At 66.3% G+C, this 26,836-nt stretch carries 16 protein-coding genes; 9 read left to right on the top strand and 7 right to left on the bottom strand.

Annotation, left to right across the window (positions count from 1 at the left end; all coding sequences use genetic code 11):
- Positions 1-391: 391 nt before the first annotated feature.
- Both QTI24_RS00165 and QTI24_RS00160 read left to right on the top strand, forming a co-directional pair.
- Positions 392-1,075 (top strand): response regulator transcription factor, encoded by a 684-nt coding sequence (locus tag QTI24_RS00165; protein ID WP_286597583.1) that lies wholly within the window; start codon positions 392-394, stop codon positions 1,073-1,075.
- Entirely contained in the window at positions 1,068-2,498 is a 1,431-nt protein-coding gene (locus QTI24_RS00160) for a sensor histidine kinase (RefSeq protein WP_286597581.1), read from the top strand. The genes QTI24_RS00165 and QTI24_RS00160 overlap by 8 nt, the downstream gene beginning before the upstream one ends.
- Here QTI24_RS00160 and QTI24_RS00155 read toward each other — a convergent pair.
- The 3 genes from QTI24_RS00155 to QTI24_RS00145 all read right to left on the bottom strand — a co-directional run bounded on the left by QTI24_RS00155 (position 2,441) and on the right by QTI24_RS00145 (position 12,582).
- Complete coding sequence (locus tag QTI24_RS00155) at positions 2,441-3,784, bottom strand: HlyD family type I secretion periplasmic adaptor subunit (RefSeq protein ID WP_286597580.1); 1,344 nt, start codon at positions 3,782-3,784, stop codon at positions 2,441-2,443. The genes QTI24_RS00160 and QTI24_RS00155 overlap by 58 nt on opposite strands.
- Positions 3,785-3,803: 19 nt before the next feature.
- Positions 3,804-5,483: a type I secretion system permease/ATPase gene (locus tag QTI24_RS00150; RefSeq protein ID WP_286597579.1), complete on the bottom strand. Its 1,680-nt coding sequence runs from the start codon at positions 5,481-5,483 to the stop codon at positions 3,804-3,806.
- A gap of 70 nt (positions 5,484-5,553) precedes the next feature.
- Complete coding sequence (locus QTI24_RS00145; protein WP_286597578.1) at positions 5,554-12,582, bottom strand: peroxidase family protein; 7,029 nt, start codon at positions 12,580-12,582, stop codon at positions 5,554-5,556.
- 619 nt (positions 12,583-13,201) lie between these two features.
- On the opposite strand from QTI24_RS00145, the gene QTI24_RS00140 reads away from it, so the two are divergent.
- A complete protein-coding gene (locus QTI24_RS00140; protein ID WP_503011180.1) occupies positions 13,202-14,605 on the top strand; it encodes a TolC family outer membrane protein in 1,404 nt (467 codons plus the stop codon).
- A 34-nt stretch (positions 14,606-14,639) separates the two neighbouring features.
- Here QTI24_RS00140 and QTI24_RS00135 read toward each other — a convergent pair whose 3' ends face one another.
- Positions 14,640-15,422, bottom strand: coding sequence for an SDR family oxidoreductase (locus QTI24_RS00135; protein WP_286597577.1), 783 nt, complete (start codon positions 15,420-15,422; stop codon positions 14,640-14,642).
- A gap of 118 nt (positions 15,423-15,540) precedes the next feature.
- Between QTI24_RS00135 and QTI24_RS00130 the strand changes: the two genes are divergently transcribed.
- Positions 15,541-17,238 (top strand): electron transfer flavoprotein-ubiquinone oxidoreductase, encoded by a 1,698-nt coding sequence (locus tag QTI24_RS00130; RefSeq protein ID WP_286597576.1) that lies wholly within the window; start codon positions 15,541-15,543, stop codon positions 17,236-17,238.
- A gap of 7 nt (positions 17,239-17,245) precedes the next feature.
- On the opposite strand, the gene cysE is transcribed toward QTI24_RS00130, so the two are convergent.
- Complete coding sequence (cysE, locus tag QTI24_RS00125) at positions 17,246-18,019, bottom strand: serine O-acetyltransferase (RefSeq protein WP_286597574.1); 774 nt, start codon at positions 18,017-18,019, stop codon at positions 17,246-17,248.
- A 36-nt stretch (positions 18,020-18,055) separates the two neighbouring features.
- Positions 18,056-18,817 carry an RNA methyltransferase gene (locus QTI24_RS00120; RefSeq protein ID WP_286597572.1) on the bottom strand — a complete coding sequence of 254 codons (762 nt, stop codon included), beginning with the start codon at positions 18,815-18,817 and terminating at the stop codon, positions 18,056-18,058.
- 138 nt (positions 18,818-18,955) lie between these two features.
- Here QTI24_RS00120 and QTI24_RS00115 point away from each other — a divergent pair, with 138 nt between their 5' ends.
- The 3 genes from QTI24_RS00115 to QTI24_RS00105 are packed head-to-tail and all read left to right on the top strand — an operon-like array spanning position 18,956 to position 23,291.
- Complete coding sequence (locus tag QTI24_RS00115) at positions 18,956-19,984, top strand: inositol monophosphatase family protein (RefSeq protein WP_286597571.1); 1,029 nt, start codon at positions 18,956-18,958, stop codon at positions 19,982-19,984.
- Positions 19,984-22,215, top strand: a complete 2,232-nt coding sequence (locus QTI24_RS00110) for an FUSC family protein (RefSeq protein ID WP_286597570.1) — start codon at positions 19,984-19,986, stop codon at positions 22,213-22,215. The genes QTI24_RS00115 and QTI24_RS00110 overlap by 1 nt, the downstream gene beginning before the upstream one ends.
- Positions 22,215-23,291 (top strand): mechanosensitive ion channel family protein, encoded by a 1,077-nt coding sequence (locus QTI24_RS00105; protein ID WP_286597569.1) that lies wholly within the window; start codon positions 22,215-22,217, stop codon positions 23,289-23,291. Before QTI24_RS00110 ends, QTI24_RS00105 begins: the two co-directional genes overlap by 1 nt.
- A 13-nt stretch (positions 23,292-23,304) precedes the next feature.
- Here the strand turns inward: QTI24_RS00105 and pcaQ are convergent, their stop codons facing one another.
- Positions 23,305-24,279 carry a pca operon transcription factor PcaQ gene (pcaQ, locus tag QTI24_RS00100; RefSeq protein ID WP_286597568.1) on the bottom strand — a complete coding sequence of 325 codons (975 nt, stop codon included), beginning with the start codon at positions 24,277-24,279 and terminating at the stop codon, positions 23,305-23,307.
- Positions 24,280-24,439: 160 nt separating this feature from the next.
- Here pcaQ and QTI24_RS00095 point away from each other — a divergent pair, with 160 nt between their 5' ends.
- Together QTI24_RS00095 and QTI24_RS00090 are read left to right on the top strand one after the other, a co-directional pair.
- Positions 24,440-25,435, top strand: a complete 996-nt coding sequence (locus tag QTI24_RS00095; RefSeq protein WP_286597566.1) for a Bug family tripartite tricarboxylate transporter substrate binding protein — start codon at positions 24,440-24,442, stop codon at positions 25,433-25,435.
- Positions 25,436-25,503: 68 nt separating this feature from the next.
- A complete protein-coding gene (locus tag QTI24_RS00090; RefSeq protein ID WP_286597564.1) occupies positions 25,504-26,820 on the top strand; it encodes a sulfatase family protein in 1,317 nt (438 codons plus the stop codon).
- The last annotated feature ends 16 nt before the right edge of the window (positions 26,821-26,836 follow it).

Raw genomic sequence — 26,836 nt, 5'->3', positions numbered from 1 at the left:
ACCGCTGGTCGCCGCGCAAGCAGGCGATCGTCGGCGAGCCGACATCGGTCCAGAGAAGATCTATGTCCGGAGGAGACAAAAATGCACTCGTCGAAAGTCATCTTTCGATCAGGGTCCGACCGGCGCCCCACCGGTGCGGATCCCAGCGCCCGACCTTCGCGCGCCACGGCCCTGCGCTATCTGCGCGGGCGACGACACAAGCTCCGTCTATAGCGCCATCGCGCGACTGCGTCTTATCGCGCAGGCTGCCCAGTCGCGTTCACCACAAGCCCACCGGTTGTCCTCACTCGCCTCAAGGCGGCGAGCGACGAACCCGCGCTGCTGCCCGGGCTGTGCGCCGCTGCCGCTCGGGATCCGCTGCTCGAAAGGTCTCACACTGTCTGGAGAATCCATGCGCCTGCTCTTGGTCGAGGACAGCGAGCTACTCGGATCGGCCGTTCACAAGGGTCTGGTGCGGGCCGGCTACGCCGTGGACTGGACCCGTTCAGGTAAGGAGATCCTTTCTTCGCTCGCGTCCTGCAACTACGACTGCGTCCTCCTCGACCTCGGTTTGCCCGATGCCTCCGGGGACGTAGTCCTCAAGAACATTCGCACGCGTGGCATCCCCGTTTCGGTGATCGTGATCACGGCACGGTGCGGCATCGAGGATCGGGTACGTCTGCTCGACATGGGTGCTGACGATTACATGGTCAAACCTCTAGACCTGGACGAAGTGGCCTCGCGAGTCAGGGCGGTGTTGCGTCGGGTACACGGCAAGGCGCCCGGCTCGGCCGAGCCGGAGCACGGCCCGTTGAAGCTGTACCCCTCGCACCGCATGGCAACGTGGCATGGCGAAGTCGTACCGTTGACCAACAAGGAGTTCTGGCTGCTGGAAATCCTGGTGCGCCGCAAGAACCAAGTGCTTTCGCGCGCCCAGATCGAGGAGGCGCTCTACACCTTCGACGCCGAGGTCGAGAGCAATGCGGTCGAGGTCCACATTCATTACTTGCGGCGCAAGTTCTCGCAGGATCTGATTCAGACGGTGCGAGGCGTCGGGTATCAACTCGGACCCGAGCCACGAGTCCGGAATGAATAGGCCCATCGCTTCGTGGTCCTTGCGCCGCCGCGTGACGGCGATCGCGCTCTTTGTCTGCACCGCGACCTTGCTGGCGGGCGGCGTCGCCATGCACCGGGCCGATCAGATCTCCGACAGGAATGTGCTGGATGCCCGGCTCGTCACGCTGGCGAACACGGTACTCGCATTCGCAGAGCACGAGATCGAAGAGGAAGGCTTCACCCAAGGCCTCGGCGACGCGGTCAGGCAAACCGAGAGTTCGCTCGGCACGCGCTATCACTACCAGGTCTGGTCACTCGACGGACGGCTGCTGCACCAAAGTCACAAGGCGCCCTCGGGCGGACCGATGCGGCCCCTTGCCGAGCGTGGCTTCGGCGAAGCGATGGTGGATGGAGAGGACGTCCGGACCTACGCCGAAGCGGCCAAGCAAGCCGGCATGGTCATTCAGATCGCAGAGCGCATGCGCGACCGGGAAGCCGCTGTCGGCATCACCACCGGCTACTTCCTCACCTTCCTGGCGATTCCGCTCCTGCTGATCTTCGTGAGCACCTGGTGGTTTCTCAACCGCGCCCTTCACTCCGTCGACGGCTACGCTACCGAGCTTCGGGAACGCCATGTGCTCGACCTCACGGAGTTGAATGCGACGAACCCACCCGCTGAACTCAAGCCCATGGTCGATTCGATCAATGCCCTGTTCGGCCGCTTCAGGCAGACGTTGTCTGTCGAGCGGGAATTCACGGCCATTGCGGCGCACGAGATGCGCACGCCGCTGGCCGGCCTGCGCGCGCAGGCCCAGTTGGCCGCCACGCTGGCCGGTTCGCCGCAGGAGCTGTCGGCTTCCCTGCGCGGCCTGATGTCGGGCATCGACCAGGCCAGCTACCTTCTGGACCGGCTGCTCGATCTCGCCCGCATCGACAGCCTTGCGGTGGCCGGCGGGCATGTCCTGGGGACCGTGAAGCTCGAAAAGGTCTACTGGAACGTGATGTCCGAACTCGGTCCGACGGCGGCTGAACGCGACGTCACGCTGAAGGCGCGATTCGAGGTGGACGAGCTGCTGGCTGTCGAGCTCGGCCTGCACATGTTGATGCACAACCTGCTCGTCAACGCGATCCGCTTCACGCCCGCCGGCGGGCGCATCGAAGTCGGCAGTGTGCTGAACACCCAGGCCATCCTGCTCACCGTCGATGATTCCGGCCCCGGCATCCCTGCCAGCCGGCATGCCGAAGCGTTCCAGCGCTTCAACCGCCTCGGCCGCGTCGATGCTCACGGCGTGGGGCTCGGGCTGGCGATCGTGCAGGCGGTGGCGCAGGCACACCACGCGGTGGTGCGTCTGCTCGAATCACCGCTGGGCGGCCTGCGCGCCGAGGTCCGGTTTCCGGCGGCGCCTCACATCTGCCGGGCCGCCCTGCGCAATGTGGAAGTGACCGGGTCCAGCAGGTACTGAAGCGCGGTCTGGAATCCACCGTCGATGTAGACCTCGGCCGGCATGCCGGCCTGCATCTTCAGGTCACCGACCGCCTTCACCGACTCCGGGTCGGCGAGGACGGAGACGCTGTAGTAAGGCAGCTGAGTCGCCTTGTCTGTGAACCGGTCTCCCGATACATAGGTGACCTTGCCCGTCACCATCGTGGCGTTGCGGTATTTGAAGGCAGTGAACTTGATGCGGGCGCTCTGCCCCACCATGACGTTGTTGACTTCTTCCGGGCGGATCTGCGCCTCGATCATCAGCGCGGTGTTGCTCGGCACGATCTCCGCGATGGCTTCGCCGGGCCGCACGACCGCGCCCGGCGAGGTGAACTTCAAGTCGATGATCTCGCCGGCCGCGGGCGCCAGGACAACCTGGCGCGTGGTGGCGTCGTCGGACTTGCGCAACTCCTGCTCGATCTCGCTGACCCGGGCCACCGCTGTCTTGAGTTGGTCGCTGGCCGAGCGGAGGTATTCATTAACGATCGAATTGCTCTTGATGTCGGCGTCGATCAGTCGCCCGTGGCCGCGTGCGAGTTCGGAGCGGCGCTCCTCCAGCTTCGACGTGTAGTCGGCCACCGATGCTTCCATCTGGTTGATTCGTGCGGTCGAGACGAAGCCCTCTCGAACCAGGTCGCGATTGGCCTCGAGGTCGCGCTGCTGGAGCGCGAGGGACTCCTGCGCCCTGGTGCCCTGCGCCTCCAGCGCCCCGATTTCCTGCTGCACGCGCTGACGCAGTTGCTTCATCAGAGCCAGCTCGCTGCTCAGCGAATGCAGACGCGCGGAAAACAGGGCCGATTCCTTGGCCATCGCGTCCTGCAGGCGAGGATCCTTTTGCGCCTCGGCCCGCAGGCTCTCGGAGAACACCAGCTTGCCGGCACGACGCTGCTCCGCGTCGAGCCGCTCCAGTGTCGTGCGCTCCACCGCCAGGCGATAGGTCAGCCGGTTGCGGTCGGCGTCGACGCCCACATCGCCCATGATGACCAGCGGCTCGCCTTCCTTGACGAGTTGCCCGTCGCGAACGAGGACCTGGCGGACGATGCCGCCTTCCAAGTGCTGCACGGGCCGCCGGTTCAAGTCCACCTTGACGTGCGCCGGAGCCACTACCGCCATCGCCAGCGGGGCGAGCCCGACCCACGCGGCCAGTGGAACGACGATGCCAAGCACCGTCCACAGCCCCATGCGCACGAGGCGCCTGATCTGCTGTTCGCTGCTCTGGCGCCGCGGCGCCATGCCGCCGAGTGGTAAAGCCTGTGCGTGCGTCATTTGATCTTGCCTCCAGCCTTCATGCAGCGCGCTCGTTGAGCGCTGCCTGCGATTGCTTCTGCATCGACTTCATCACCTCCCCGGCCGGCCCGAACTGCTTCACCTGGCCCGCATCGAGGATGAGGATCTTGTCCACGTGCGCGACCAGCGAAGGACGGTGCGTGACCACGATCGACGTGACGCCTTCGGCGCGCAGGCTGCTGAGTGCATGCGCCAGTGCAATCTCGCCCTCGGCGTCCAGGCTCGCATTCGGCTCGTCGAGCACCAGCAGGCGCACGTCGCCGTACATCGCGCGGGCCAGCGCGATGCGCTGGCGCTGGCCGGGCGACAGGCGCGCTCCGCCGTCACCGATGGGCGTGTCGTAGCCCATCGGCAGTTGCACGATCATGTCGTGGGCGTTGGCCCGCTTGGCGGCGGCAATGACCGCTTCGGAATCCGGCTCCGCGAGACGGCCGATGTTGTCGGCCACCGTGCCGTCGAACAACTCCACGTCCTGCGGGACGTAGCCGATCCAGGGCCCGAGTTCCTGCCGCGACCAGGTCGACAGGTCCGTCCCGTCGAGCCGTATCGATCCGATGGTCGGCTGCCAGATGCCCGTCAGGAGGCGCGCCAGGGTGGACTTGCCGGCCGCGCTCGGCCCGATGATGGCCAGCGCTTCGCCTGCAGCGAGGTTCAGCGATACGCCTGACAGCGCCAGCTTCTCCGTGCCGGGCGGGCGGAACGAGAGCCCGTTGACCCGCACATGGCCCACCGGCCGAGGCAGCGACATGCGCGGCTCGTCCTTGAAGTGGCCGCACAGATCCCGCAAGCGACGGTAGGCCGAACGCGCTTCGTTCAGCACGCGCCAACTGCCGACGATCTGCTCCACCGGCTGCAATGCGCGGCCGAGCAGCACGGTGGTGGCGATCATCACGCCCGCGGAGGCCGCCTGCGTGAGAACCAGGTAGGCGCCGATCGACATCATCATGACCTGCACGGCCTGGCGCAGGAATTTCGACGCGGCGCTGAAGCTGACGCTCGCGTGGCTGGTGCTCGCTTGTAGGGCAAGCGCCTCGTCCTGCTGCTTGCGCCAGCGGCCCAGCAAGCGCTCGGTCATTCCCATGGCCTGAAGCACCTCGGCGTTGCGAAGCGACCCTTCCACGTAGCGCGACGCTTGGCGCGCTTCTTTCTGCACCGCGTCCAGCGCCTTGCGGTTCATGCGATCGTTGAGCCAAGCCAGTCCGATCATCAGAGCTGCGGCCCCGGCGGCGCCCCAGCCCAGCGCCGGATGAAAGACGGCGATGACGGCCACGTAGACCACGATCCACGGCGCATCCATCAGTGCCGTCAATCCGTTGGCCGAGAACAGACTCCGCAACGTGGCGATGTCGCGCATCGCATCGGGCCGCGCATGAAGCGGCGAGCGGGCGGCAGCGGTGACGACCGCATGCACCACCGGTGGCGACAGCCGCTCATCGACGATGTTGCCGATGAGGTGCTGCAGGCGCAGCCGCACGTAGTCGAGCGCGAACAGGATGGCCAGCGCAGCCCCGACGCCCGCCAGCAAGACCCACAGCGTCTCCCGGCTGTTGGTGGGCAGCACCCGATCGAAGACCTGCAGCATGAACAGCGCAGGCACCAGGTACAGCAGATTGATGACGAACGAGAACAGCGCCAGATGGAACAACAACGGCTTCAGCTCGGTCCAGATCGGCTTCATTTTTTCGTCTCCTCCGGTTCGCGGGGCAAGGCGCTCGCGCGCCCTGCCCCGTCCCTCGTTTTGGTGCCGATCAGACGAAGTCGAAGTTGTCCGCCGTCACCGTGGCATTGGCCGTGAAGGTACCGATCAGGGTCAGCTCAGCTGCCGACACCTCCCCACCGCCGGCCTGGGTCCACTGCCAGAGGCTGAAGCTGTTGCCGTTGGTGTCGTTGACGACCAGCAACGCGTCCTCGCCGTTGGCTGCGGTGATGGCGAACTCGTTGTTGAATGCCGTTGCCACCAGCGCCGCGTTGCCAAGGTTCGCCGTCGTCACGCCTTCACCGCCGGCGCCCGTGAGCAACAGTGCCTCGACGTCGCCGTTGCCTTGCCCGACCGTGACATTGATCGTGCCGGCAGCCCCGTTACCCGAGGAGAACAGGAAGGCGTCGTTGTTGTTGCCGTCGTCCCAGGCCGTGTTGAGCGCGCCGGTGAACTCGATGCGGTCGTCCACACCCGCAGCGCCGTCGGCGTCGAAGTTGGTGACAACGTCGCCGAACTCGGTCGTCGCGCTGAACCGGAAGATGTCCTGCACGTTGTCGTTCGCCGCACCCGAGTTGATGGTGTCCGCGCCGATGCCGCCGATGAGAATGTCGCCGCCGGCCCCACCGTTGATGGTGTCGGTGCCCGCACCGCCGTTGAGCGTGTTGGCGCCGGCATCACCGGTCAGGTTGTCGTTGCCGGCACCGCCGGTGATGTTGAGGATGCTGGCAATGGAGGTGAAGCCCGTTGCCGTATCCACCGCACCCGAGAGGTTGACGGTGACCGCCGTCGTGGTCGCGCCGTAGGACAGCGTGTCGGCCGCGCCGCCGAGGTTGGCGATGACCGACTCGACGCCCGTAACCGTGCCACCTTCCATGGAGGTGATGGTCGTGCCCGTGAGCACCACATCCAGCACGTCGTTGTTGCCCACGCCGGTGATGTTCAGCGTGTCCGTTCCGGCGCCGCCGTCGATGGTGTCGGCACCGCCCCCGATCGCGTAGTTGATGGTGTCATTGCCACCGCCGCCGTTCAGCACGTTGTTGGCCGTGCTGCCGGTGATCGTGTCGCCTCCACCACCACCGGTGAAGTTCTCGATCCCCACCAGGACGTCGGAGTTGGCCGCATTGTTGCCAGAGCCTGTGACGACGATCGGCGCCGCGCCTCCCAGGTTCACCGTCAGTGCTGCCGCGTAGGCCGTGTAGTTGGCCGTGTCGGTGCCGGCGCCGCCATCGAGTGTGTCGCGCACGTTGTCGATCGTGACGCCCAGCGTGTCGTTGCCCGCGCCACCGCTCAGCAGATTGACGATGCCGGTGCCTGCGGTCCCGCTGCCGGTGAGCGTGTCGTTGAACGCGCTGCCCAACAGGTTCTCGATGGTCGCGAGCGTGTCGGTGCCCGCCCCACCGGTCGCCTGGGCGCCAGCAATGGCCAGTGACACCGTAACGCCCGCAGTCGCAGTGGCATAACTCGCGGTGTCGCTGCCGCCACCGCCTGTGAGGACGTTGTTTCCGGCGTTGCCGGTGAGCACGTTGGCCGCCCCGTTGCCGGTACCGTTGATGTTGCCGGTGCCGAGCAAGGTGAGGTTCTCGACGTCGATGTCGGTGATGGTGTAGGTGATGGTCGACTGCACGGTGTCGGTGCCGCCGCCTCCACCCTCGATGACGGTGTCGGTTGCACTGTCCACGAGGAAGGTGTCGTCGCCTGCGCCGCCGTTCATCGCGTCGTTGCCGACTCCGCCGTCCAGTGTGTCGTTGCCGTCACCCCCGTTCAGCGTGTCGTTGCCGATGCCGCCCAGCAGCGTGTCGTCGTCATCGCCGGCGTTGAGCGTGTCATTGCCGTCGCCGCCATCCAGGATGTCGGCACCGATGCCGCCATTGAGCGTGTCGTTGCCGCCGAGCCCGCTGAGGGTGTCGGCCAGGTCGCCGCCGCTGATGACGTTGTTGAGCGTGTTGCCGGTGCCGACGAACTGGTCTGCGTCGATGCCGGTGTAGGTGAGGTTCTCCACGTTGGCGATGAGTTCGAGCGAGTAAGCGGCCAGTTCCGTCTGGACTTCGTCCGTGCCCTGCGCCAGCGCCTCGACCACCACGTCGGCCACGTCGTCCACGATGTAGGTGTCGTTGCCGTTCAGGCCGACCATCGTGTCGGCATCGAGGCCGCCGTCGAGCACGTCGTTGTCGCCGGCACCGGAGCCACCCACCAGCAGGTCGTCGCCCAGGCCGCCGTTGAGCTGGTTGTCGCCGGTACCGCCGAAGATCAGGTCGTTGCCGCTGCCGCCGGTGATGACGTCACTGGTGCCCTGCTCGCCGACAATGAAGTTGTTCACCGTCGAGGCGGAGAAGTCCAGCGTGCGCGAGCCGCCCGTCGGGTCTTGCCGGCTGATGATGTAGTCGTCCACACCCAGCAGGTAGCCCGCGAAGCTGCCGTCGTTGAAGTTGATGCGCTCCACACCGGTCTGCGCGTTGCCGCCGGTGAAGTGGCCGGCAACGGTGACCGACTGGCCGTTGAAGTTGACCACCAGGCTGCCGTTGGCCGTGTTGGTGTTGTTGTCCTGCGCATTAAGGCCGGTGAGCGCCGTGCCAGCCGCCTGGATCACGATGCGGTCAGCGTCGCCGCCGCTCGTCGCGTTGACGGGTTCGTTGATGGTGTCGTTGCCATCCGCGAGGCCGAAGACGTAGGTGTCGTTGCCCAGGCCGCCGTTGAGCGTGTCGGTGCCCGCGCCGCCGACCAGCACGTCGTTGCCCGCCAGTCCGTTCAGGGTGTCGTTGCCGCCCAGGCCCAGCAAGAGGTCATCGCCGGCGGTGCCGGTGAGCGTGTCAGGGCCGTTGGTGCCGGTCACGATGCCGAGCACGGCGTCGGTGAACTGCAGGCGTTCGATGTTGCTCAGCGTGTCAGTGCCTTCGATCGGGTCGGCTGATACGTCAGTCACCGTCAGCCTGCCGTCCGCGTCCGTGCCGAATGCGTAGTTGGACAGCGGGCCTAGGTAGCGTACCGTGTCGGTGTCGCCCGCCGTGGCGTCCGTGCGGATGGTGCGCACAATCGCCAACTGGCCGGGGTTGATCTGCCCCGCGAACATGGCGTTGACCAGCGTCTTCATGCTGTTGTGCAACGCCGTGGGCGTTCCGGTGTGGTTGGGGTCGTCGGTCGCGAAGACGCCGATCTGCACATCCAGCCACTTGTCGCCGTCGATGATGTCGTCGCCGCCGCGGCCCATCATGATGTCGCTGCCGTCGCCGCCCAGGATGATGTCGCCGGCGATGTAGCTGGTGACGCCCGTGCCCAGCACGGCTTGCAGGCCGGCGATGCGCGCGATGCCTGCCCCGTCGAGCCGGCTGCCGGTGAAGCCTTCTGTGCCGCCCTGCGCAAAGGGAAGACGCTCTTCGGTGATGGTGTCGGCGCCGGTCAGCACGTCGTTGAAGCGCGAGCCCGAGAGGCCTTCGACCGACTCATAACCGTCGAGCGTGCCGTTTTGCGGCGGGTTCGGGTTCTCGTCGAACACGATGGCACGGGTCAGATCGGCATCCACGCCGAAGGTGTTGTCCTTGTAGGTCACCCAGTCCCAGCCCGACATGCCGGCCAGCTTCCCGCGGCCGGGGCTTCCCACCATGATGTCGTCACCGCCCTCGGCGATGAACTCGTCGAAGCCGCCATCGCCCAGGAACACGTCGTGGCCCACGATGCTGTCGGCCGCGAAGATTTCGTCGAAGCTGTCGCCGGGCGCGCCGTCGAAGGTGCCGGTCTCGATCCAGTCGTCGCCCTCGTTGCCGAGAATGCGCTCGGCGTTCTTGCTGCCGAGGATGAAGTCGTTGCCTTGGCCCGCGAAGACTTCGGAGCCCGCGTCGGTGCCCAGGACGATGAAGTCCTGGCCGTCGCCGCCCATGATCAGGTCGAGGCCGGGGCCGCCATGCACCACGTCATTGCCCGAGCCGGCCTTGATGTTGTCGTCGCCGCCGAGATCCCGAACGATGTCGTCGCCGTCGCCGGCGTTGATGATGTCGTTGCCGGCGCCGCCTTCGAGGTTGTCGTTGCCGCCGTCGCCGTGGATCGTGTCGTCGCCCTCGCTCGCGATGATGATGTCGGCGTTGTCGGTGCCGCCCAGCACGACGTGCTGGTCGCCCGTGTACCTCAGGTAGTTGGTGTCCGGGCCACTCGTCGCAGGATTGTTGCGGACCACCAGCGGCGTCAGGATGCCGCCGCCGGTCGGGTCGCCAGAAAACACGTTGTCGGCCGATTCATCGATTGCCGTGGTCGGGTCATCGACGAGGATGCCGTCCGCGCCAGCGGTTTCAAGTCCGGGGATTTCAGGGAATGGGTTGTACTGCTTGGTCCGATCCATTTCGAGGATCAAGCCTGGCGTCGAGAACACGTCCGACGGCAGGTGCGTCGCGTTCGTGTTGGTCATGATCATCTCGGCGAACGAGTTGTTCTCCATCTCGCCGAACAGGTGCAGGCCGTCGAGTCGCTGCAGGTAATAGAAGCGGTCACCGTTCTGCAGGTTCTCCATCTGCTGTTCGAACACGAAGTTGAACGTGGAGCCAAGCATGCCGCCGAACGGAAGAATCTTCTCGGCGAGGCCGCCGATCCACAGGTCGACGGTGTCGAGTCCGCCGCGTGCGCCGGCGGCACCGTATGCACCCGTGCCGTTGAGGAAGTCCTCGGCGTCCACCGGAACTACGAGGCCACCGACCGACACGCCGGTGATGATGGTGAGTGCCGCGTCCCGCTTGCCTTCGATGGTGGTCTGGCCGGTGATCAATGCATGCGTGCCGTAGGCTGCGATGAAATTGATGATCGACGCCTCGTGCTTGAGGTTGCCGGCAAAGTCGACCCAGCTGTCGTAGGGCCTCAGCTCCGCGGCGTTGTTGGTGGCGTTGTAGAACTGGGTCCGGGCGGCGTTGAGCGATGGCACCCCGGTGTCGCGGCCCCGCGCCAGATTGATGGTCGCCAGGTCGAGCGGCAGTCCGAGCAGGTTGTTGCGCAGCGCGCTGGTCACGAACTCGTCGATCTCGTTGCCGACCTGGCGCGTCATGCCGCGGATGATCGCGCCGGCGGCGATGTCGTCGGTGACCCCATGCGCGACGCCGTTCACGGAGTCGAACGCGACCGGATTGAGGAAGCCCTGGATCAACCCGATGTCATCCCCGTTGAAATTCGGATCGAGGCGATCGATCGACTCGGTGAGCATCGAGTGGCCGAAGCGGTACACCACATGCGCGAACTCGGCAACGATCGACGGGTCGATCGTGACGTCGAAGCCATCCGGCACGACGAAGGGGTTGATCTGTGGCTGGATCTTTCGCGCGAACTCCTCGAACACAAGATGCTGGTACTGCATCTCGGTCGTGAACTTGGCGGACTGGAACAGGCGCTCGCCGTCCCAGACCAGGGCGTTTATCTGTGCCTCGGTTGTGGGCACCGCTGCGACATCGACAGCCAGCCACTCGTTGATGAAGGCCAGATCCCCGGTGCCCAGGATGACCTCCTTGTTGACATCGACCATGCGGTTGTGCTCGGCATGGAAGACATGGTGGACGGCGGTCAGGCCGATGTTCTCGTTCACGCGGCCATCGCCGGCGATGAAGTGGGCGTCGAGCAGTTCGTTGTCGTACTCGGTATCGCCGTTGCCCGGATTGGCCAGGCCGATCGTGATGTCGCCATCGGCGATCTTGCCGATCGGCACTGCTTCGTGCGCGATGTCGGCCAGGAACGCGTGGCCGGTGCGAAGCGCGAGTGCGGTCGTCGGGTTGACGGGGTTGTCTGGCGTTCCGGAGACGACGGTGTCATCCGCCGTGTTCGGAATGCCGTCGGCTCCGATGCCTGTGATGACCTGTGCGAACCCGGTCAGGGGATCGGGAATGAAGTTGCCGTACTGATCCGTCCGGAGCAAGGGCACACTGCCCACGTCGAAGTCCGTCAGCTCGATGCCCAGAAGCAAGGCTTGCGTCTTGACTTCGCCCCATGTCGCCATGCCGCCGTTGCCGCCTTCGATCAGCTTGCCGGTCGCGACCGGCGCGCCGCCGGGGCCGGTCGGCGTGTACTGGCGCAGGAACACCTGATGCGAGGAATGCGAGGTGTAGGTCTGGTTCTGGTCGACGAAGGAGGTGGTGGTGTTCACCGGGCCGACGTCGTCTGCCGTGCCCATGATGCCGTCGGTTCCCGCGGACACGGTGGCGCGCGTCAGCACCATGAAGTTGGTCTGGCTGCCCGGGACGTAGAGGGGATCGTCCGGTTGCAGCGGAATGAAGACCGTGCCGCTGCCGCCCTTGTTGACCAGGTCGAGGCCGTGGTCGAAGAACTGGCCGAACAGCGTGAACCATGAGTTGAACGAAGCCGAAAGGCCCCCGTCCGGCGACACGTTGGGCAGGCTGACGTTGTCGCCTTCCATCACGATGCCGAAGGGTTCGACGGCGGCGTCGCGAATCACGCGGGCGGCTTCCAATGCAGTGACCGTCAGCGCGTGAGCAGCATCCGCGGCGACCGACGCATCGAGGGCGGCCTGTTCCTCCGCGCTCGGAGGCGTGGCGGGATCGCCGTCACCGAGTTCTTCCGCGGCGGCGCGGGCGTTCTGCGCCACGACACGGGCCTGGTATTCGGTGTCGGAGGCGGGCTTGAAGGTCTCGTAGATGGCGGTGACGGCCGCGAGATCGGCCATGGCGTTGGCCGAGCCCGCGCGCTCCAGGGCGGTCAGGATCGCAGCCGGGTTGCCCAGGGTCTGGTCGACGAGCAGGTTGGAGATGGTCCGCAGGCTCGAGTCGAAGACGAGCGAGTTCGGGTTGTTGCTCGGGTTGTAGTTCGGCGCCGTCGGCAAGGAGGGCGCGGGCCCGGGACCGTCCGGATCGAACGGCGTGCCATCGGCGGGCCGGTACACCGGATCCATCAGCGACGGGAATTGCTGATCCGCCGCCCCCCAAGTCTCGTGCAGCAGGTTGTTGTAAGTGCCATCCACCGTCCGCAGGCCATAGCTGAGGTTGTACGCCGGCACCAGGCCATTGGGCCCGAACAGCGGCTGCCCCGCCGCGTGATCCTCCGCGATCTTGATCTGCGCGAGGATGAACTCAAGGTCTGCTTGATTGACGGTCACTGACATGTTGCGTCTCCTCTGGGGTGGTTGTTTCCGATGGTTCGAAAGCGTTACTTACGCCACAGACAGTCTCAATGCCGACTCTTAAGATCTCCTTAAGTGATTGGTAGTACTTCCGTGATAGTTCGCCATAGGGGCAATGGCTGGAGCGATCGTGAATCGGTAAGAAAAAAGGTTTGCTATTCCGATTAACCTTCCCATACATTCGACACCGCTGGTTGCGTAAAGCAATGCGGCACTCGACCACCGCCGGTCGCCTGCGCGCGCAGAACACCGTCGGCGAGCCGACATCGGTCCAGAGAAGATCAATGTCCGGAGGAGATGAAAAATGCAGTCGTCGAAAGACCTTTCCCGAATCGCATCCGGCTGGCGTCCGCCTTTGCGGACCCAGCGGTCCCGCCAGGTTTTCCCGCCACCGCCCGACCCCTCGCAGGCTGCGGCCCTGCGTTGCCTGCATGGGCGAAGGCACAAGCTTCGTCAATAGCGCCATCGAGCGGCAACGCCTTCTCCTGAAGGTGTGCAGTCGCCTGCGCCTCAAGACAGCAAGTGTTCATGACCCGGCGTAGCCGAGTTGTGCAGTCGTTCTTGCGCGCGTCATCGTCATCAACTTACGGGGAACGTATCCATGCGTCACGATCTGTCACGCTGCCACGCTACATCGAAGACTGCGCTGATGGCGCTGCTGCTGGCGCTCGCCGCTGCGCCTGCCGAGGCACAGAGCCTGGTCGATCTCTACCGTCTGGCGCAAGGCTATGACGCGGTCTACCAGGGTGCGCGAGCCCAGTACGAGGCCAGCGTGGCCAGGGCGGCGCAGGCACGCGCAGGTGTGCTGCCGGCGGTGGGTGTCACGGCAGGTGCCTCTTACACCGATCAGGATCTGACGACCGACAACAACTCGCTCTCGCGCGGCTTCAACGCACAGAACGCGGGCATCAATGCGACCCAGCCCTTGTATCGACCCGCCAACTGGGCGGCCTACCAGCAGGGCAAGCGGCAGCAGGAGATCGCCCGAGCGCAGTTGACCTTGGCCGAGCAGGACTTGGTCGTGCGCGTGAGCCAGGCCTACTTCGACGTGCTTGCGAGCCAGGACAGCCTGGCGCTGGTGCGGGCGCAGAAGATCGGCGTCGCCGAACAACTCGCCTCCGCCAAGCGCAATTTCGAAGTCGGCACCTCGACCATCACCGACACGCGCGAGGCTCAGGCGCGCTTCGATCTCGTCGTGGCACAGGAGATCGCCGCCGAGAACGATCTGCAGGTGAAAAAGATCGTCCTCGACCAACTCGTCGGGCAGGCTGGCAGCGTGCCGACGCCGCTCGCGGCCCCCGTCGTGCTGCCCGTTCTGATGCCGCGCGACGTGGATGTCTGGCTCGCGCAGGCCGAGGCCGGACATCCAGCCATCGTGCAGGCGGCCCTCGGGGTGGAGGTCGCGGAGTTGGAGGTGCGCAAGGCCGAGGCCGGGCACAAGCCCACGCTCGACGCGCAGCTGGGCTACAACGCCACCAACAATCCGCAGGGCACCACCACCAGCATCTCGACTGGCAAGGTGCGGGTGCGCGCGGCCAGCATCGGCGTGGTCTTCAACCTGCCCTTGTTCGCGGGTTTCGCAACCGAGAACCGGGTGAGAGAAACACTGGCGCTCGAGGACCAGTCGCGTTCCGCACTCGACAACACGCGGCGCAGCGTCTCGGTGTCGACCCGCGCCGCCTACCTCGGGCTGGTGTCGGGCGCCAGCCAGGTCAAGGCGCTCGAGGCCGCGGAAGCATCGAGCCAGGTGGCGCTGGACGCCAACCGCCTGGGTTACCAGGTCGGTGTGCGCATCAACATCGACGTCCTCAATTCGCAGAGCCAGCTGTTCCAGACCAAACGGGACCTGGCGCTGGCACGCTACAACGTGCTGCTGGGCGACCTGCGCCTGCGTCAGGCGAATGGCACGCTGACGGCCGACGACCTGCTGGCGCTCAACGCCACCCTGGCGCTCGACGGCAGGCCGGCCGTCGACAGTACGGCGCCCGTTGCGCGTCCGCGTTGAACCCAGGCGTGAGGGGTTGGCTCGCCGTGCCGCGTCAAAGTGCGAAGCCGTCGTCGGCCGCGATGACCGCGCCGTTGACGAAATGGCTCTGGCCGCTCGCCAGCAGCACGATCAGCCCATCGAGGTCTTCGGGCTTGCCGACCCGTTTGCGCGGCAGCATGCCCACCAGCTTCTGGCCGCCGTCGGTCACCCAGTGCTCTTCATTGAGCTCCGTCGCGATGTAGCCGGGACACAGCGCGTTGACATTGATGCCGAAACGGCCCCACTCCAAGGCCATCGACTTCGTCATCTGCACCACCGCCGCCTTGCTCATGCAATAGACGCCGATCTGCGGCAGCACCTTGAGAGCCGCCACCGATGCGATGTTGATGATTCGACCGCCGATGTAGGTGCCCGGCGCCGCGCCCTTGGCACGCGCCAGCATGCGCTTGCCTACGGCCTGCGCGACGAAGAAAGTGCCCTTGACATTCGTGTCGAAGATGAAGTCGTAGTCGTCGCCGGACACTTCCTGCAATCGCTGCGTGGTGCTCACGCCCGAGTTGTTGACCAGGATGTCGATGGGGCCGACCTCCGTCTCGGCACGCGCCACGGCGGCATTGATGCTGTCGATATCGGTCACGTCGAGATCGACCACATGGGCATCTCCACCCTCGCCCTCGATGCGCGCGCGCAGTTCCTTCAGCTTGTCGGTGCTGCGGCTGGCCAGCACCACCGCGGCACCGGCACGGGCCAGGGTCTTGGCGAACTGGACGCCGAGGCCGCTCGATGCACCGGTGACGAAGGCCACCCGGCCTGAAAGATCGATGCTGTAAGCCATGGAGATGCTCCTGTTGGAGTCGCCAATGCGACGGCCCCGAGTGCATGCAACCGACGCATAAAATGGCCCGGCCCACCGCGGTGCCTCGCACCCTCAAATCATTATCGACGAGACCCACATGACGCACGACGAAATACTCGCCCAGTTCGGACCCCGCGAAGCCATGGAATACGACGTGGTCGTGGTCGGCGCTGGCCCTGCCGGCCTCTCGACCGCGATCCGGCTGAAGCAGCTGGCCGCATCGCATGGCAAGGACATCTCGGTCGTCGTGCTCGAAAAAGGCTCGGAGCCGGGCGCGCACATCCTCTCGGGCGCGATCATGGATCCGCGTGCGCTGTTCGAACTGCTGCCCGACTGGGAAGAGATGGGCGCCCCGCTCAATCAGCCCGTCACGCAGGACACCTTCCTGATGCTGACCGAGACCGGCGCCACCCGAACGCCGAACTTCCTGTTGCCCAAGAACTTCCATAACGAAGGCAACTACATCGTGAGCCTCGGCAACGTCGTGCGCTGGTTGGCGCAGCAGGCCGAAGCCCTTGGCGTCGAGATCTTCCCCGGATTCCCCGCAGCGGAAGTGCTCTACACGGAAGACGGCAAGGTGCGCGGCGTTGCCACCGGCAACCTCGGCATCGGCAAGGACGGCGAACCCACCGAGAACTTCCAGCTCGGCATGGAACTGCTCGGCAAGTACACCGTTTTCGCCGAAGGCGCGCGCGGCCACCTGGGCCGCCAGCTCATCGCCAAGTACAAGCTCGACGCGGGCAAGGACCCGCAAAGCTACGGCATCGGCATCAAGGAACTGTGGGAGATCGACCCGGCGCGCCACGAGCCCGGACTGGCCGTGCACACGGCCGGATGGCCGCTGCCTTCCGACACCTATGGCGGTTCGTTCCTGTACCACGCGGAGAACAACCAGATTGTCATCGGCTACGTGGTCGGCCTCGACTACCAGAATCCCTATCTAAGCCCCTTCGAGGAGTTCCAGCGCTTCAAGACGCACCCGAACATCCGCTGGTACTTCGAAGGCCAGGACAAGGGCCTGAAGGCCCCCAAGCGCCTGAGCTATGGCGCACGCGCCATCACCGCTGGCGGTCTGCTGTCGCTGCCGAAGACCGTGTTCCCGGGCGGCGTGCTGGTGGGCTGCGAGGCGGGCTACCTGAACGCGAGCCGCATCAAGGGCAGCCACGCGGCCATCAAGACCGGCATGCTCGCGGCCGAGGCCGCCTACGAGGCCGTCACCGGCGGCCGCCAGCACGACGAACTCACCGCCTACCCGGCAGCTTTCGAGCGGAGCTGGCTGCACACCGAACTCAAGAAGGCGCGCAACTTCAAGCAGTGGTTCAAGAAGGGCCTGACGGTCGGCACGATCATGACCGGCATCGAGCAACTGGTGCTGCGCGGACACGTGCCGTGGACCATCCACCGCCACCAGTCCGACAACGAGCGGCTGAAGCGGGCCTCGGCATCCAAGAAGATCAACTACCCAAAGCCCGATGGCAAGCTGACCTTCGACCGCCTCTCTTCCGTGTTCATCAGCAATACCAACCATGAAGAAAATCAGCCGGCGCACCTGACGTTGAAGAACGCCGCGGTGCCGACCGAAATCAACCTGCCCGAGTACGCCGGTCCCGAAAGCCGCTACTGCCCTGCCGGCGTCTACGAATTCGTTCCCGACACGAACACTGGCAAGGAACGCCTGCAGATCAACGCGCAGAATTGCGTGCACTGCAAGACCTGCGACATCAAGGACCCGACGCAGAACATCGTGTGGGTCACGCCCGAAGGCGGAGGCGGACCCAACTACGTGGGGATGTGATCCGGGCTCACTTCCCGATCAACTGGGTGAGTCGTTCCGCCTCGAACGACTCATCCTTCGCCGCATCGCACGGCACGCAATCCTTCTTGCCAGGCTGTGTCGACAGGGTCTCGATCGCCTGCCAGAGCAACGCAATCTGATGCTCCTGGCCCGCGGCGTTGTCGATCAGTCCCTTCATCGCCTGGCTGACTGGGTCGTCCTCCAGCGTGACGCCGTAGGCCGAGAACTTGGCCGCCGGCTGGGCCACGTCGGCGCTCTCACCGGTCTTGGAGGGAATGATCCGGGCCGGAATGCCCACGGCCGTCGCGCCGGCGGGCACGGGCTTGATCACCACCGCGTTGCTTCCGATCTTGGCGCCGTCGCCGACCACGAAGCCGCCCAGCACCTTGGCGCCGGCACTGACCACCACGTTGCGACCCAGCGTGGGATGGCGCTTGGCGCCCTTGTAGAGCGAGGTGCCGCCCAGCGTCACACCCTGGTAGATCGTGCAGCCGTCGCCGATCTCGGCGGTTTCCCCCACCACGACGCCCATGGCGTGATCGAAGAACACGCGGTCGCCGACGATGGCGCCGGGATGGATCTCGATGCCCGTGAACCAGCGCGAGCACTGCGAAACGAAGCGTCCGAACCACTTGAGGCCGTGGGTCCAGCACCAGTGCGCCAGCCGGTGCAGCACGATGGCATGCAGGCCCGGGTAGAGGGTCAGGACTTCCCAGCGCGTGCGGGCCGCCGGATCACGGTCGAGGATGCACTGGATATCGGAACGCAGTCGCGAAAACATGCTTGCTTGTTGTTATATGGATATGGGGCGGGCAGTCTATAGCCCCGGGTCTTCGCGTACAGGGGATGGGGTTTTCGGGCCGCCTCGCGCCGCATCGCTCATCGCCTTCGCGATGCCGCGCAGGATGTGGATCTCCTCCTGCGTCGGCTGGGCACGGTTGAACAACTGCTGCAGCCGCGGCATCAGCTTCTTCGGAGCCTCGGGGTCCAGAAAGCCGATGTCCACGAGCGAGCGCTCCCAGTGGTCGAGCATGCCTGCCACCGCCTGCGCATCGGCTGCACGCACGGGTGCCGTGGCATCGTGCACCTCGTAGCCGCCGAGGGCCAGGCGCCATTCATAGGCGATCACCTGGATCGCGGCGCCGAGGTTCAACGACCCGAATTTCGGGTCGGTCGGGATGCTGAGCGCCACATTGCAGCGGTACACGTCCTCGTTGCGCATGCCGAAGCGTTCCGAGCCGAACAGAAAGGCCACGTGCTGCTCCGCGCCGTTGGCCAGCGGCTCCAGGTGCTCGCGCGGGGTGCGGGTCGGCGGGCCGAAGTCGCGCGGCACCATCGCGGTGGCGCACAGGTGCGTGACGCCATCCAGCGCTTCGTCCAGGGTCTCGACGATGCGGGCGTTGGCCAAGACATCCAGCGCACCGCTTGCGCGCTGGATGGTTTCCTCGCGCCGAAGCACGTTGGCCCAGCGTGGCGCGACCAGCACCAGGTCGCCGAAGCCCATGGTCTTCATGGCGCGCGCGGCGGCGCCGACATTGCCGGCGTGACTGGTCTGGATCAGGATGAATCGGGTACGCATGGAAGCTGGAAAAAAGAAGGCGGAGGTGCCGGCGGAGCGGAGCCGGTAAAATCCCCCGATTCTCGCTGCCCGCATCGCCGGGCCGCTTTCCAGGGGGCCGCATCCACATGCCGCCCTTTATCGTTCTTCACACAATTCATGTCGTCCCCCAACCTGCACCCCATGCTCAACGTGGCCATCAAGGCCGCACGCGCCGCCGGCGCCATCATCAATCGCGCCGCGCTCGACGTCGAAGCCGTGCGCATCTCGCAGAAGCAGGTCAACGACTTCGTGACCGAAGTCGACCACGCGAGCGAGCACGCGATCATCGAAACGCTGATGACCGCCTACCCGGGGCACGGCATCCTGGCCGAGGAATCGGGTACCCAGCACGGGGCCAAGGACTCGGACTACGTGTGGATCATCGATCCGCTGGACGGCACCACCAACTTCATCCACGGCTTCCCGGTCTACTGCGTCTCGATCGCGCTGGCGGTCCGCGGCAAGATCGAGCAGGCCGTCATCTACGACCCGACGCGCAACGATCTCTTCACAGCGACCAAGGGCCGTGGTGCCTACATGAATGACCGCCGGCTGCGCGTCAGCAAGCGCACGCGCCTGCATGAATGCCTGATCTCGACAGGCTTTCCGTTCCGCACGGGCGACAACTTCAAGCAATACCTGGCCATCATGGCCGACCTGATGCCTCGTGCGGCGGGCCTGCGCCGCCCCGGCGCGGCAGCGCTCGACCTGGCTTACGTCGCGGCCGGCTTCACCGACGCCTTCTTCGAGACGGGGCTCAACATCTGGGACGTGGCGGCCGGCTCGCTGATCGTCACCGAAGCGGGTGGCTTGATCGGCAATTTCACCGGGGAGCCCGACTTCCTCGAACAGCGCGAGTGCCTCGCGGGCGCCCCGCGCATCTACGGTCAACTCGTGCCGCTGCTGGCCAAGTATTCGAAGTTCGCCAGCGTGGATGACAAGCTGCGCGCCAGCGACCGCGTGCGCGCCGTCGATCCCTCGGCCTCCGCGGGCGACACCTACGCGCGCAGCACCGTCGACATGAGCTCCGACACGGACGAGGCGGCCGAGCCCCCCCCGGAAAAAGCGCCCGTGCAGCGCAAGCTCACGCGCATCCGCCGCGAGGCTCCCGCCACGCCCGCCGAGGGCGACGCCCCCGCCAAGTGATGCACGCGCATCGCGCGGCCGCAGACCGTAGCCGCGCCGCGATGCGCGTGGCGTTGAGCCAGTACATCGCGAACGGCGTGTCGGTCGCCTTCGGGCTGCTGCTGATCTCGGGGGGCGTGCACCTGTTCCTGGGCACGCTCGCGGCGTCCGCCGCCTCGGTCGGCGTGATCGTCACCGCACCGCCCGATCTTGCCGCCCCACGCCGGGGCAAGTTCTTCCAGATGCTGCCGGCGCCGCTGATCGGGCTGCCGCTGTTCTTCTGCGTCCAGCTGCTGCATGCAGCGCCCTTGCGTCTCGGCCTGCTGCTGGTGCCGGCAACATTCATCGCCTTCCTGGCGATGGCCTGGGGCAAGCGGGGCATTCCGATCGCCATCGCGGTCATGTTCTCGATGATCTTCTCGATGGCCACGCCGACGCCGACCGGCATGGCAGAAGCCGTCGAGCGCACGCTGTACTTCGGCCTGGGGGCGGGCCTCTACGTCATCTACGCCACGCTCGCCAATCAGCTCCTCAACGCCCGCTACCGCGTGCAGACGATGGCCGACCTGCTGCTGTCGCTGGCCGCGCTGATGCGCACCGAGGCCTGCCAGTTCACGCCCATGGACGAATCCGGCGACGTGCGCGAAGTGCCTGCCTCGCTGCTCAGCCGCCTCCTGCGCGAACAGGCCGCACTGGCCGACCAGTTGCAGGCCGCGCGGGACATCGTTCTCGAATCGCCGCGCACGCCGCGCCGGCAGCGACTCGCCGGCATGCTGATGACGGTGCTCGAACTGCGCGACCTGCTGTTGGCGAGCGAACTCGATATCGACGCGCTCAAGGCGCATCCCGGGCATGCCGCGGCACTGGTCGAGATGCGGCGCATCCTCGAAGAGCTGGCTGGCGACACCACGGCGCTGGCCGACGCGCTACTGCTCGGGCGCCAGCCGGCCGTGGTGATCGACCGGCGGCCCCAGCTCGCGGCGATCCGCCTCGTCGAGGACGCAGCGCCGAAAGGCGGCTACACGGGCCCCACGCCCGCCGTGCTCGCGCGCGGCCTGGCGAGCCGCATCGGCCACATCAACGACGAGGTGCTGCGCCTCTCGGCACTCGCCCGCGGCGACATCGAGCCGAACCTGGCCGTCGTGCGCGCCAGCTGGCAGATGTTCGTGAGCCCGACAGATTGGTCGTGGCGGCCCTTCCTTGCCCTGTGGAAATGGGACGCGCCTCCGCTGCGCCATGCCATCCGGGCCGCGCTCGCGATCGCGGCCGGCTACGGCATCGCACTGGCGATGCCCTGGGGCTCGCACGACTACTGGATCCTGCTGACCATCGTGGTCGTGCTGCGCGGCAGCCTGTCGCAGACGCTGGAACGCCGGAACAGCCGCGTGGCCGGCACCTTGCTGGGCTGCGTGTTCGCGGTCGCCCTGCTTTCCGCACACCCGACGCCGCTGGCACTGCTGTTTGCCATGACGCTGGCGCAGGCGATCGCGCACGGTTTCGCGGTTCGGCGCTATCTCATCACCTCCGTCGCGGCCACGGTGCTCGGGCTGGTTCAGGCGCACATGCTGAACACCGGCATGAGCACCACCTTCGCGCTCTTCGAGCGCGTGGCGGACACGCTCATCGGCGCGGCGGTGGCATGGGCCTTCTGCTACGTGCTCCCCTCGTGGGAGCGCGGCCAGATCCCGGCGCTCGTCGCGCGCGTCCTCACCGCACAAGCGCGCCACGCACGGCTTGCACTGGGACTCGGGCAATTGCGCTCGGTCGACGCCAGCCCTGAGCTCGAATGGCGGCTGGCGCGCCGCGAGGCCTACGACAGTCTTTCGGCGCTGGTGCAGGCCACGCAACGCTCGCTGTCGGAGCCACGCGCCGTGCAGCCGCCGCTCGAACCGCTGGAACATCTGCAGGCCCACAGCTACCAGTTGCTGGCGCAGTTGAGTGCCGTCAAATCGATGCTGGTCCTGCGGCGCGACCGGCTGACACCGGCCGACATCGAGGGACCGCTGGCCCGCACGGCCCAACGCATCGAAGCCATGGTCGGCGCCCCACCCACCGGCGGCCCCGCCATGCCCGAAAGCTCACCCGCGAGCACCCTCGCCGGTCCGATCCCTCTGCCCGACCCCTTCGACAACGACATCACGCCCTGGCTGCTGCGCCGCCTGGATCTGGCCACGGTCATTGCGGGGCAGTTGCGCGACGATGCGGCACGCATCCTGCAATCGCTCGCGGAGAATGCCCCCGAGGCAACCTGATGATCAAAGAATTGCTCGCCAACCCGTGGTTTGGACCCCTGGTCGCGGCGCTGATTGCCGTGCCGCTGTCACTGCTGATCCACCGCATCGGAGGCATGGTGCTGGAGCGCGTCACCCGCTCGGTGCCGGCGCTGCACACGATGCTTCTGAGCATCAAGCTGCCCGCCAAGGTCGTGCTGCCGCTGGTCGCCCTCCAGCTCATCTGGCAGGCTGCGCCCGATGACCTGCGCTTCGTCGGCAACGTGCGGCACCTGAACGGGCTGCTGCTGATCGCGGCCGCGACGTGGCTCGCGGTCGGTGCGGTCAGCGGATTCGCCGAAGGTATGGTCAAGCAGCATCCTTCCGACGTGAGGGACAACCTGGAGGCCCGCCGCGTGCTGACGCAGGCGCGCGTGCTGGCCCGCACCGCGAACTCCGTGTTGCTGGTCGCAGGCGGCGCACTGATGCTCATGACCTTCCCGGGCGCGCGCCAGGTCGGTGCCAGCCTGCTGGCTTCGGCGGGGGTGATCGGTATCGTCGCCGGTCTGGCCGCGAAGCCCGTTTTCAGCAACCTCATCGCCGGCCTGCAGATCGCGCTCGCCCAACCGATCCGTCTCGACGACGTGCTGGTGGTCGAGGGGGAATGGGGACGGGTGGAGGAAATCAATGGCACCTTCGTCGTGCTGCGGATCTGGGACGACCGCCGGCTCATCCTGCCCCTCACCTACTTCATCGAGCAGCCGTTCCAGAACTGGACGCGACACGATTCGCAGTTGCTCGGCTCGGTCTTCGTCTTTGCCGACTACGGCATGCCGCTTGCGCCGCTACGGGCCGAGGTGGAACGCATCGTGAAAGCGGCGCCGGAGTGGGACGGCCGCTTCTTCAACCTGCGCGTGACCGACGCGACCGAACGGACCATGCAGATCCGGGTGCTCTGCACGGCTGCCTCTTCGGCGCTGGCATTCGATCTGCGCTGCACGGTGCGCGAAGGGCTGATCGATTTCATGCAGCGCGAATACCCGCAGTTCCTGCCGAAGGTGCGTTTCGACAGCGAGTCGGAGCCGCGGGCTGCTGCCGGGGCGATGGAGCCGCGCTGAACCGGTTCGCCTTTCAGGAGGGCCGTCGAGTGCGTTGCGCGGGCTTCGGCGCTGGCGCCGATGCAGCGGCGGCTGCGCGTTGCCGGAGCACGCCGTGGATCGCCTCGATCAGCAGGCGCGCGCCCTCGCTGGGCTCGCCCGCACGCCGCATCGTCAGTCCGACCGGCCCTTCGGTGCTGTGCGTATCGATCGCGATGCGAGACAGTTCGCCGCGCCCCAGATAGGCCTCGACGGCCCCCTGCGGCGCAAACCAGACGGCATCGGAGCGCCGCATCAGCCCGACCGCAAAGCTCGTGTCCGTCGCCTCGATCAGGCAGCGCGGCGGCACCATGCCTTGCGCGAGAAGAAAGGCGTCCGCCGTGTGCCGGATCAGCGTGCCGGACACCGGCATCACCATCGGAAATTCGGCCAGCGCATCGAGCGTCGGCCGCCGCGACACGGCGAGCGGATGTCCGGGGCGGGCGACCAGCAGCAGCGGTTCGCTGTAGAGCTGCTCGAAGGCGAGGTCGGCCATCGCCGACGCCTGAGCGATGCGCCCCAGCACGAGATCGATTTCGCCTTGGCGCAACTGGGTCATCAACTGCGCGTTGGTGCCACTCGCGACACGCACGCGCAATGCCGGCGTCGACGCATGCAATGCCGCGACAGCCTCTGGAAGCAGGCTCGCGGCCATGTTGGGCAACGCGCCGACGGCGACGCGGACCTGGTCCAGTTCCGGCTGATCGAGCGCAAGGGTCAATCCCTCTCGCAGTCCGCGAAGCGCGGCAACGGCGTGGCGCACCAGCACATCGGCGGCCGGCGTGAGCTCGACCCCGCGCCGCCGCCGGACGAGCAACTGACGACCCACGATGTCTTCGAGTTCGGCAATGGTCTTGGAGACTGCCGGTTGCGTGAGCGCGAGCACCTTCGCTGCGCGAACGAGATTGCGCTCCTGACCGACCATCACAAGGCACTGCAGGTGCCTGAGCTTGAGGCGAGCAAAGTTCATGGCTGGAATGTGCCGCCCCTTGGGGAGCCAGGCGCTCCAATATAACCATCCGGAATAGCTGGTGGAAGAGCTTTCAGTTGTGCCGGCAGCGTCGTCCTCCTAGAGTGCCCCCACGGACCAGCGGCCGACGCCGCCGCGTCGATCACGGAGACAAGCACACATGACCAGCCACGACTCTTTCGGCGCGCTGCGCCGCCTTGGCCTGATGGCCACCTGCACCCTGTTGGCTGCAGGCCCGATCACGCAGGCTGCACATGCCGACACGGCCTACCCCACCAAACCGGTGAAGTTCATCACCGGCTTCCCGGCCGGCGGCCCGCTCGACATCCTCGGCCGCGCGCTGGCCGAACCGCTGCAGAAGGAACTCAAGCAGCCTTTCGTGGTGGACAACCGGCCCGGCGCCGGCGGCAACATCGGCGCCGATCTGGTCGCGAAGAGCCCGGCCGACGGCTACACGGTGCTGCTCACGATCGACACGACCTTCACCATCAATCCGCATGTGTACGCATCGATGCCCTTCGCGACGAAGGACCTGAAGCCGTTGATGATCTTCAGTTCGTCGGGCCTGACGTTCGGTGTCGGCCCTTCCGTCGGCGCGAAGACGCTGCCGGAGTTCGTGACGCAGAGCAAGTCCGAAGCCTCGACCTTCGGGTCCGCGGGCAACGGCAGTCCGGGCCACATCGCTGCCGAGATTTTCTCCACTGCGACGGGCGCCAGGATCACGCACGTTCCGTACAAAGGCAACGCGCCGGCGGTGATGGCGCTGCTGTCGAATGAAGTGCAGGCCGGCATCCTTGCGACGCCGGGTCTCCTGCCGCACATCCAGTCAGGCAAGGTGCGTCCGCTGGCGGTCACCGGTCGCCAGCGTTCGCCGCTGTTGCCGCAGGTTCCGACAGTCGGCGAACTGGGCCTGAAGGATCTGGAGTTCGAAGTGCTCTACCTCGCCATGGTCCCCGCCGCCACGCCCGAACCGGTGATGCAGACGCTGCGCAAGGCCCTGCAGTCCGCGATGGCGCTGCCCGAAATCAAGTCGCGACTGGCAACACTCGACATGGTGGCGCTGGGCGAGACCGGCAATGCCGCTGTCGAGCATCTCGACGCCAGCAGCGTGCGCTACGGCAAGATCGTCAAGTCCACCGGCATGAAGGTCGACTGAGGCAGCATGATGGTCGCGCGAGCGCCTCCGCCCGCGCGAGATCCGATAGCGACTGAGCGAGCAAACCCATGCAGAAACCCAACATCATCTTCATCGTGGCCGACGATCTCGGCTATGCCGACCTCGGCTGCTACGGGGGCCGGGACGCCACCTTCGGCCCCGTGTCGCCGGTGCTCGACCGGCTCGCCGCCAAGGGCATCAAGTTCACACAGGGCTATGCGAACTCGCCCGTGTGCTCGCCCACCCGCTTCGCGATGATCACCGCGCGCTACCAGTACCGCCTGCGCGGCGCGGCCGAGGAGCCCATCAACAGCAAGAGCCGCGGCAGCACATCGCTGGGATTGCCGCCGGAGCACCCCACCCTGCCCTCGCTGCTGCGCGGCGCCGGTTACCGCACCGCCCTCGTCGGCAAATGGCACCTGGGCTTTCCGCCGGCCTTCGGGCCGCTGCGCTCGGGCTACGAGGAGTTCTTCGGGCCGATGTCGGGCGGCGTCGATTACTTCACCCACTGCGATTCCAGCGGCAGGCATGACCTGTGGTTCGGCGAGGAAGACTGCCGGCAGGAGGGCTACCTGACGGATCTGCTCTCGCAACGCGCGGTCGACTACGTGGAGCGCATGGCGCAGCAGGAAGCCCCTTTCTTCCTGAGCCTGCACTACACCGCACCGCACTGGCCGTGGGAAACGCGCGAGGACGAGGCCAAGGCGCCCACGGTCAAGAACAATCTGTTCGACCTCGCGGGCGGCAACATCCACACCTACCGCCGGATGATCCATCACATGGACGAAGGCATCGGCTGGATCATGGCGGCGCTCGAAAAGCACGGCATGGCCGACAACACGCTTGTCGTCTTCACCAGCGACAACGGCGGCGAACGCTTCTCCGACAACTGGCCGCTGGTCGGCGGCAAGATGGACCTGACCGAAGGCGGCATCCGAGTGCCATGGATCGCGCACTGGCCAAAGGTCATCGGCGCGGGCGGAGAGAGCGCACAGCACTGCATGACGATGGACTGGTCGGCGACCATGCTCGAAGCGGCGGGCGTGGCGGCGAATCCGCAGTACCCGCTGGACGGCGTTTCCCTGCTTCCGGTGCTGCGCGATGCCACGCAGACCTTTGCGCGGCCCCTGCACTGGCGCATGAACCACCGCGGGCAACGCGCAATGCGCGACGGCGACTGGAAGTACCTGCAGGTCGACGGCAACGAATACCTCTTCAACATCCCGGGCGACGAGCGTGAGCGGACCAACCAGGCGCACAAGCAGCCCGAGCGTCTGGCCGCGATGCGCGACGCCTGGCTCGCCTGGAACGCGACGATGCCGCCAATTCCGGAGGATGCGACCGTGAGCCTTGGCTACTCCGCCGGGGACATGCCCCAGCGATGAGCCAGACAGCAAAAAG

The sequence above is a fragment of the Variovorax sp. J22P240 genome (genome assembly GCF_030316855.1).
Taxonomy (GTDB): domain Bacteria; phylum Pseudomonadota; class Gammaproteobacteria; order Burkholderiales; family Burkholderiaceae_C; genus Variovorax.
Note: the sequence above shows the minus strand (reverse complement) of the source record. Positions and strands in the feature narration are given on the sequence as shown.

Coding starts and splice junctions, on each gene's coding strand:
- QTI24_RS00140 (WP_503011180.1), top strand. CDS start 13,202: ATGCGTCACGATCTGTCACGCTGCCACGCTACATCGAAGACTGCGCTG.
- QTI24_RS00120 (WP_286597572.1), bottom strand. CDS start 18,817: ATGCGTACCCGATTCATCCTGATCCAGACCAGTCACGCCGGCAATGTC.
- QTI24_RS00165 (WP_286597583.1), top strand. CDS start 392: ATGCGCCTGCTCTTGGTCGAGGACAGCGAGCTACTCGGATCGGCCGTT.
- QTI24_RS00115 (WP_286597571.1), top strand. CDS start 18,956: ATGTCGTCCCCCAACCTGCACCCCATGCTCAACGTGGCCATCAAGGCC.
- pcaQ (WP_286597568.1), bottom strand. CDS start 24,279: ATGAACTTTGCTCGCCTCAAGCTCAGGCACCTGCAGTGCCTTGTGATG.
- QTI24_RS00105 (WP_286597569.1), top strand. CDS start 22,215: ATGATCAAAGAATTGCTCGCCAACCCGTGGTTTGGACCCCTGGTCGCG.
- cysE (WP_286597574.1), bottom strand. CDS start 18,019: ATGTTTTCGCGACTGCGTTCCGATATCCAGTGCATCCTCGACCGTGAT.
- QTI24_RS00135 (WP_286597577.1), bottom strand. CDS start 15,422: ATGGCTTACAGCATCGATCTTTCAGGCCGGGTGGCCTTCGTCACCGGT.
- QTI24_RS00160 (WP_286597581.1), top strand. CDS start 1,068: ATGAATAGGCCCATCGCTTCGTGGTCCTTGCGCCGCCGCGTGACGGCG.
- QTI24_RS00090 (WP_286597564.1), top strand. CDS start 25,504: ATGCAGAAACCCAACATCATCTTCATCGTGGCCGACGATCTCGGCTAT.
- QTI24_RS00110 (WP_286597570.1), top strand. CDS start 19,984: ATGCACGCGCATCGCGCGGCCGCAGACCGTAGCCGCGCCGCGATGCGC.
- QTI24_RS00130 (WP_286597576.1), top strand. CDS start 15,541: ATGACGCACGACGAAATACTCGCCCAGTTCGGACCCCGCGAAGCCATG.
- QTI24_RS00155 (WP_286597580.1), bottom strand. CDS start 3,784: ATGACGCACGCACAGGCTTTACCACTCGGCGGCATGGCGCCGCGGCGC.
- QTI24_RS00150 (WP_286597579.1), bottom strand. CDS start 5,483: ATGAAGCCGATCTGGACCGAGCTGAAGCCGTTGTTGTTCCATCTGGCG.
- QTI24_RS00095 (WP_286597566.1), top strand. CDS start 24,440: ATGACCAGCCACGACTCTTTCGGCGCGCTGCGCCGCCTTGGCCTGATG.
- QTI24_RS00145 (WP_286597578.1), bottom strand. CDS start 12,582: ATGTCAGTGACCGTCAATCAAGCAGACCTTGAGTTCATCCTCGCGCAG.